Source organism: Lysobacter sp. P5_B12 (assembly GCF_056400425.1).
Window position 1 is genome coordinate 43,948 of sequence record NZ_JBFULG010000014.1, and the last position, 6,830, is coordinate 50,777.

5 protein-coding genes are annotated in these 6,830 nt (G+C 59.7%); 3 read left to right on the top strand and 2 right to left on the bottom strand.

The genetic code is table 11. From position 1 onward, the window contains the following. Nucleotides 1–17 precede the first annotated feature (17 nt). Both AC1DOM_RS16215 and zorA read right to left on the bottom strand, forming a co-directional pair. Entirely contained in the window at nt 18–728 is a 711-nt protein-coding gene (locus tag AC1DOM_RS16215) for a flagellar motor protein MotB (RefSeq protein ID WP_498965162.1), read from the bottom strand. Nucleotides 729–731: 3 nt separating this feature from the next. Beyond that, nucleotides 732–2,648, bottom strand: coding sequence for an anti-phage ZorAB system protein ZorA (zorA, locus tag AC1DOM_RS16220; protein WP_498965164.1), 1,917 nt, complete (start codon nt 2,646–2,648; stop codon nt 732–734). Nucleotides 2,649–2,963: 315 nt separating this feature from the next. Here zorA and AC1DOM_RS16225 point away from each other — a divergent pair, with 315 nt between their 5' ends. The 3 genes from AC1DOM_RS16225 to AC1DOM_RS16235 form a co-directional block, all read left to right on the top strand. Further along, on the top strand, nt 2,964–3,857 hold the full coding sequence (locus AC1DOM_RS16225; RefSeq protein ID WP_498965166.1) for a BRCT domain-containing protein: 894 nt from the start codon (nt 2,964–2,966) through the stop codon (nt 3,855–3,857). A gap of 14 nt (nt 3,858–3,871) precedes the next feature. Beyond that, nucleotides 3,872–4,381, top strand: coding sequence for a DUF1643 domain-containing protein (locus AC1DOM_RS16230; RefSeq protein ID WP_498965172.1), 510 nt, complete (start codon nt 3,872–3,874; stop codon nt 4,379–4,381). A gap of 72 nt (nt 4,382–4,453) precedes the next feature. Beyond that, on the top strand, nt 4,454–6,830 hold a 2,377-nt coding region (locus AC1DOM_RS16235), incomplete at its 3' end, for a TM0106 family RecB-like putative nuclease (protein WP_498965168.1).

Sequence of the window (6,830 nt, forward strand, 5' to 3'; positions counted from 1 at the left end):
AAGTCGATCAAGCGAGCTCATCGCAATGCACACTCGCCGATCGTTACCGCACCTTCCGGAGGCTCCGGCCGCCGCTCACCCAAGGCTAGGAACTCCAAACGCATCTCGACGCGCCGGCTCTCCTCATCGCTTCTCTTAACCGCGTTGAACGAGTAGCCACCTACGAAGAAGAGGCGTCGCACACTTTCCTTTTGTGCGTCGCTCAACACATTCGCGCCCGAACTGGCGAACAGCGCGCAAAGAACACGCTGGCTTCGCAGCAAGCTCAGATTGAGATTCGCTAGGTACGTCCCCTTTCGGTCCGTGTAGCCTTCGACTACGACGCGCTTGAGGACGCTCTTGCCTATCTCGTCATTTGCCAAATTGAGGATTTCGGGCACGAACTCGCGAAGCACAAGCTCCTTGGACGGATCGAGCTGCCACTGACCGAACTCGAACTGTGCCCTCGGCCCGAAATCGATGACTCCCCGCTCCTTGTCGACGATCACGCCTTCGTGCCGCTTTGCCGCCTCTTCAAGCTTCTGAAGGATCTCGGCGATCTTCTTCTGGTGCTGACGGCTGCCATCTTCGGTTTCGAGGACCTTCTTGGGAATTGATAGCAACGCCACCGCCATCACAACGAGAAAGAGCACCATCAAAGCCGTCATCATGTCCGAGAACGAGATCCAGAACGGCTTCTCTGCCTCGTCCTTGCCGCCCCGCTTGATTGTGATTCGCGTGCCAAACATCGCTTAGCGCCTCGGATCCAGGCTACCCAACGTAGCCTCGAGATCCATAACCGCCCCCTTGAGCAGCCTGACGGAATTGCTGAGGTGACCGTGAAACTCCGTGTTGACCTGCTGTAGCGTGTTCTTAACCACATCTTGGAATGCGTTGCTCGACGCCGCCAAGGTGTCGCTCACTCCGTTGAGATAATCCTCAAAATCAAACTGGACCTGAGCAAGCTTGTTGCTCGAAGCCTCGATGCGCTGGAGTACGTTCTCCGTGACTCCCGCCTCCTTGCGCGCAAGCTCGATAGTCGCTTTTGCATTTTCGAGCAGCGCGGCGACCGCTTGGCGTTGCGCTTGATAGTCCCGCAGGGACTCTTGCAGCGCACTGGATGCCCCGGCCATATGACCCGAGATCTCGGACAAGCGGTTGCCGACGAGCGCCGCCTTGTCCATGACCTCGGACACCTTGGTGCCCGAAGCAACAAAGTTCGCCGACGCCGTAGCAATCTTGTCCGCACCCACGTTCATCTTGTCGATCGACGTCGTCGTCGCGCTGGATAGGCGATCGACGCTGTTGGCCATAGCCTTTGACGCGGCTGCGACTTCTTCCATGACGGCCCCGACGCTTTCGGTCAATCCCTCGACCAAGCCAGTCGTCCGGCGCCCCATTTCAGCTTCGCGCTCGCGGTTAGCCGCAAGCGTGCTCGACTGCGTTTCCGCGACCGTAGCCACAAAGCCAGCGATCTGCGTCGACACGTTCTGTAGGACAGACTCGGTCCGCGCGTTGATGTCAGCCTGGCGTCGCTCCATTTCCTGGATCGCCTCGACCATCTTCTCGGCCATACGATCCGTGGTCTGCGCCCCCTTGTCTCCCAGCTCGCCTACCAACTTGTTGAGAGATGCGACGGCTTCCTTCATCGTCTCGGCGCTTTGGCGATTGAGCTCATTAATGCCCGTGATCTGCCCACCGAACAGATCATTCAATCGTTGACTGAAGCTGGCCATCACGTCGCCCAGCATCTGCACCGTGCGCTCGCTTTGACCACCCTGCACGTCCTTGAACGCGTTCTCGATCCGCGTCAGAGGTTCTTTAAGGCTCGATTCGATGCTCGCTGAGATCATGCCCCCAAGATCGCGGTTCGATGCTTGAAGCGCAGCAGTCTGGGCGCCACTGATTTCACGAAGGATGTCGCCGAGCTCGGTAACCAGAGCGTCCTTCAGTATCTTGGATTGGCTTGCCGAGTCTTCGGAGGCGGCAACCAATCGCGACAGATACTCCTCGCCTGCGCCCGCATCGAAATGCGCGTCGACTGCGTGACAGATTTCTTCGGTCCGCGCGTACAGCGCGTTCACCAAGACTTTCTCAAAGAATGTGACGAGCATTGCTGCGGTAATGGCAGATGCAGAGACGAAAAACGCCTCCCGCACTGCCTCCATCAAAGGCTTGATGCCTTCAATCGTCTTTGCTGGATCCGCGCTTACCTGAAAGCTCTGCAATCCATGGATGAGGCCAAAGAACGTGYCGATGATTCCGATGCCCGTAAAGATGCCAGGCAAGTGCTTGAAGAACTCCGTGCTCAGCCTGCTGTCAACTACGTATTGGCTGCTGAAGTAAACCTCAGACGGAACCGTCGCGCGCCAGGCGACGGTGCGACTCACGCCACCCCGCTCTTCCCGCTGCTCGTGAAGAGTGTCCTTGTACTCGTCCCACAGATGCACAAGGCGTTTGTCGCCTTTGAAGAGATCGCGGTAGGCCTCTGGCCGAGAGGTGGCATCGAGCGCCCGAATGCCCTTCAAGATGCTTCCCAACTTTACCCAGTGCCAAAACCCTCTGGCCAAGAACAAGACGAGAAAAGCAACGAAAAGCACGCACAGGAAGGCGCCCGTCAACTTCAAGTAGAGCGGCCACTCCAGGGCGCCCAATACGAACTTATTCATACGTTCCGCAATTTCCCCGTTACCCGATCCCCCCGACCGGCGCGAACAGTCTATTCGCTCCGCGCAGGCTACGAGTGTCGATCTCGCGGCCTCACACTTCGCTCAACGAGTTTCGGACGGGCCACAGGCCGGGCTCGGGGATACCAATAGCCACGTCGATACCGCAACTGTCGTGAGTCGTCAGGCCTGGCGACGAGATCATGAGATTTGGAGTGGGTAGTTCGCCCCCCCCCAATGCGGAACGGACGAAAGGAGTGAAAGCCGTGCTCGCGGCGGTATATTCACTATCTCGAAATCCACGGAGAGGGGGCTCCCGTGCATACAGACCATCGACCCTACTTCCATTTCACCGGACGCTCGCGTCTGGAGAAGTCCGTCAACTCGCTCCTCGGCATCATCCAGGGCATCGCCATCGATGGCGAGATCAACCCCAAGGAAGTCAGCTTCCTGAATCTATGGCTGTCCGAGCACGAAGAATTGCGGGAGCTGCACCCCTACAACGAGTTCATCCCGGCCGTCGAAGCCGCAGTGGCTGACGGGCGGCTCACCGACGAAGAGCGCGAAGATCTCGTCTGGCTCTGCGAGCGCATGACCTCGACCGAGTTCTATGACCGAGTCACCGCAGACCTGCAGCGCCTGCACGCGATCCTCGGCGGCATCATCGCTGACAGCGAGATCACGGAAGCCGAGTTGCGCGGGCTCTCCGATTGGCTCGACGAGCATGACCACCTCAAGACCTGCTGGCCATACGACGAGATCGGCGCGCTTGTTACGTCTGTCCTGTCTGACAAGAAGATCGACGACAAGGAGCACGAGATGCTCCGATCCTTCTTCTCGGAGTTTGTCGCGCTTTTCGACGGTAGGACGATCACGAGCGGCTTAATTAGCGACGGAGGTTCCATCGGCGGCCTGTGCGCTGTTTGCCCCGACATCACGTTCGTCGACAAGAACTTCTGCTTCACCGGCGCTTCGGCGCGGTACACGAGGCAGAAGCTGTCGCAGACGGTCGTTGATCTGGGCGGCGGATTCCACAGCGGCATGTCCGGCAAGGTTCACTTCCTGGTCATTGGGGCGGATGGGAATCCCTGCTGGGCGTTCGCGTGCTACGGACGCAAGGTGGAGAAGGCGGTGGAGTTGCGAAAAGCCGGGCATCGCGTGGCGATCGTGCACGAGAACGACTTCCACGACGCCGTGGCCGATCACGCCTGACGTCGTTGACGCGCATGGTCACGCGAGGAACTGCGGCGTCAGCCACCATTTCGTCGTGCGGGCATTACCGCTACTCGCTGGCGCGCGAATGGAACACTGCCCTACCCCGCGTCCTCTTTATCGGCGTAAATCCGAGCACGGCCGACGCGGAGGTGGACGACCACACCGTGCGTAAGTGGCGCGGCTTCTCCGAACGATGGGGATACGGCAGCTTCGCCGTCGCCAACTTGTTTGCCTGGCGATCGACCGACGTCGATGAACTGGCGTACGTCACTGATCCGATAGGACCGCGCAACGATATCCACCTCCGCAATCTCCTGCAGGGCGCTTCGCTCGTCGTGCCGTGCTGGGGCCGAGCCAACAAGGTTCCGCGCAATCTGCGGGGGAGGATTGCGAGCGTGCACGGCGCGCTGGCGTCCGACGTAGTCTGTCCAATTCGGGTGCTTGGCCTCACTTCGAGCGGAGACCCAAGGCATCCGTTGACGTTGGCTTATGACACTTCGCTGGAGTCGTGGCAGCCCTGAGATTAGGGTCGCAGGTTCGAACTCTGCACCGCTCGCTTTCAAACTCTGACGTCGCTTCGGTCAGGAGATAACATGCACAAGCACTGCGACGTCCTGCTCCTAAGCGCGTCTGACTTAGTCGGGCACCTGAACTGTGATCACTTGACACGATTGGACCTTGAGGTCGCGAACGGGGCTTTGGCTAAGCCCACCCGCTGGGACCCATTGTTGGAGCTTCTTCAGGCGCGCGGTGCGCAGCACGAGCAAGGCTTCGTCGATCACCTCAAAGCGCAAGGACGAGCCGTCACCCTTGTAGACGGTATTGGAGGAGATGACGCCGCCGTCGAGCAAACGCTACTTGCAATGCGCTCCGGGCACGAAGTTATCGTTCAAGGCGCTTTGCGCTCGAATAACTTTGTCGGGCGAGTTGACGTGCTTCAGCGGGTTGAACAGCCGAGCAACCTCGGCTCTTGGTCGTACGAAGTCATCGACACCAAACTGGCCCGCGAAACCAAGGCTGGCGCGGTGCTGCAGCTTTGCCTCTACGCCGCGTTGCTCGAAGCGTCACAAGGCAAACGACCAGAGACTGGTTACATCGTGGCCCCCTGGACGGTCTACTCGCTACAGCCGTACCGCATGGACGAATTCGCCGCCTACTATCGGTATGTGCGGCGGGCTCTGGAATTGGCGGTAGTGCAACAACCCGCCCCAGTCACTTACCCGGAGCCAAAAGCGCATTGCGAAGTATGTCGTTGGCGGGCGCGGTGTGACTCGCAATGGCGAGCTGACGATCACCTGAGCCTGGTCGCCGGCATCAGCAAGGTACAGATCGATGAGTTGACCGCGCGCGGAATCGACACGCTGGCCAGCCTCGCATCCGTTCCTCTACCGCTTCCCTGGAAGCCTTCTCGTGGCTCAGTGCCAGCATACGAGCGAGTCCGCGAACAAGCCCGAATCCAACTACTCGGCCGCCAAGCGGGCGTAGCCATGCACGAACTGCTGCCGATCGTCGAAGGGTTCGGACTCGCTGCCTTGCCCGCGCCCAGCATGGGCGACATCTTTCTGGACCTCGAGGGCGATCCTTTCGCCGGGGACGGCGGCCTAGAGTACTTGTTTGGGTATCAGTATCAGGACGCCAACGGCGAACAGATCTACGTTGCGGATTGGGCGCTGTCGCGTGCCGAGGAGAAACAGGTCTTTGAGCGTTTCGTCGATTTCGTAACTCAGCGCTTGACTGAATTTCCCGATCTCCACATCTATCACTTCGCCCCCTACGAGCCGGCGGCCTTGAAGCGATTGATGGGTCGCTATGCGACTCGCGAAGACGAAATTGACGCGCTGCTCCGTGGCCGTTGCCTGGTGGATCTATTCGCCGTGGTACGCCAAGGTCTGCGCGCGAGCGTCGAGAGTTATTCGATCAAAAGGCTCGAACCCCTATACGAGTTCACGCGCGCTACGCCACTACCCGAGGCAAACCAAGCGCTGACAATAGTTCAAACCGCGCTCGAACTTGGCGACATGGACCTCATCGATGCCGACACGCGCGAAAAGGTCGCAAGCTACAACCGAGACGACTGCGGGTCGACACGTTTCCTGCGCGATTGGCTCGAGGTCCAACGAAGCACCCTAATCGCACAAGGTACCGAGGTGCCTCGTCCGAAGGCGCTTGACGCGGCTCCGAGTGAGGCCGTGGGAGAATGGCAGGCCAAAGTCGATGCTTTAGTGGCTCAATTGATCCATGGCGTCCCCGTGGATGCCGCCGACCGCAGCGCGGAGCAGCACGCACGTTGGTTGCTCGCGCATACCTTGGATTGGCATCGCCGGGAGCAAAAGACAGTGTGGTGGGAGTACTTCCGTTTGGCGGAGTTGCCTGCGGATGACCTGCTAGACGAACGGGCGGGCGTGTCGGGTTTGAGTTACGTCGGCAATCAGGGCGGCACCACCAAGGTGCCGATCCACCGTTATACCTTTCCGCCCCAGGAAGGCGACGCACGTGCGGGCGACGAGGTGCGGAGAGTGGGCGGTGAGAAGTTCGGCGCAATCCATGCAATCTCGTGGGATGAGTGCTGGGTCGACGTCAAGAAGCGCAAGGACACTGCGGAGCTCCATCCGGAAGCGATGTTCCGCCACAAGGTGATTGACGCCAAAGTCTTGGCGCATTCGCTAGTGCGGCTCGGCAATCACGTCGTCGTGCAGGGCATTGAGGGTTTGGGCCCGTTTCAGGCAGGACGAGATTTGCTGTTGCGGCTCGGGCCTCGACTCGGCGCTCAGGCGATCCAAATCGAAGGCGAAGTCGCGCTCGATGCGGCGTGTCGATTAGCACTCGCGTTAGAGGGCGGCGTACTGCCAATCCAGGGTCCGCCTGGATCGGGCAAGACCTTTACCGGCGCGCGAATGATTTTGGATCTGGTCCGAGCCGGCAAGAAGGTTGGCGTGTGCGCGAACAGTCACAAGGTGATCCGCCACTTGC

Coding starts and splice junctions, on each gene's coding strand:
- AC1DOM_RS16215 (WP_498965162.1), bottom strand. CDS start 728: ATGTTTGGCACGCGAATCACAATCAAGCGGGGCGGCAAGGACGAGGCA.
- AC1DOM_RS16230 (WP_498965172.1), top strand. CDS start 3,872: ATGGTCACGCGAGGAACTGCGGCGTCAGCCACCATTTCGTCGTGCGGG.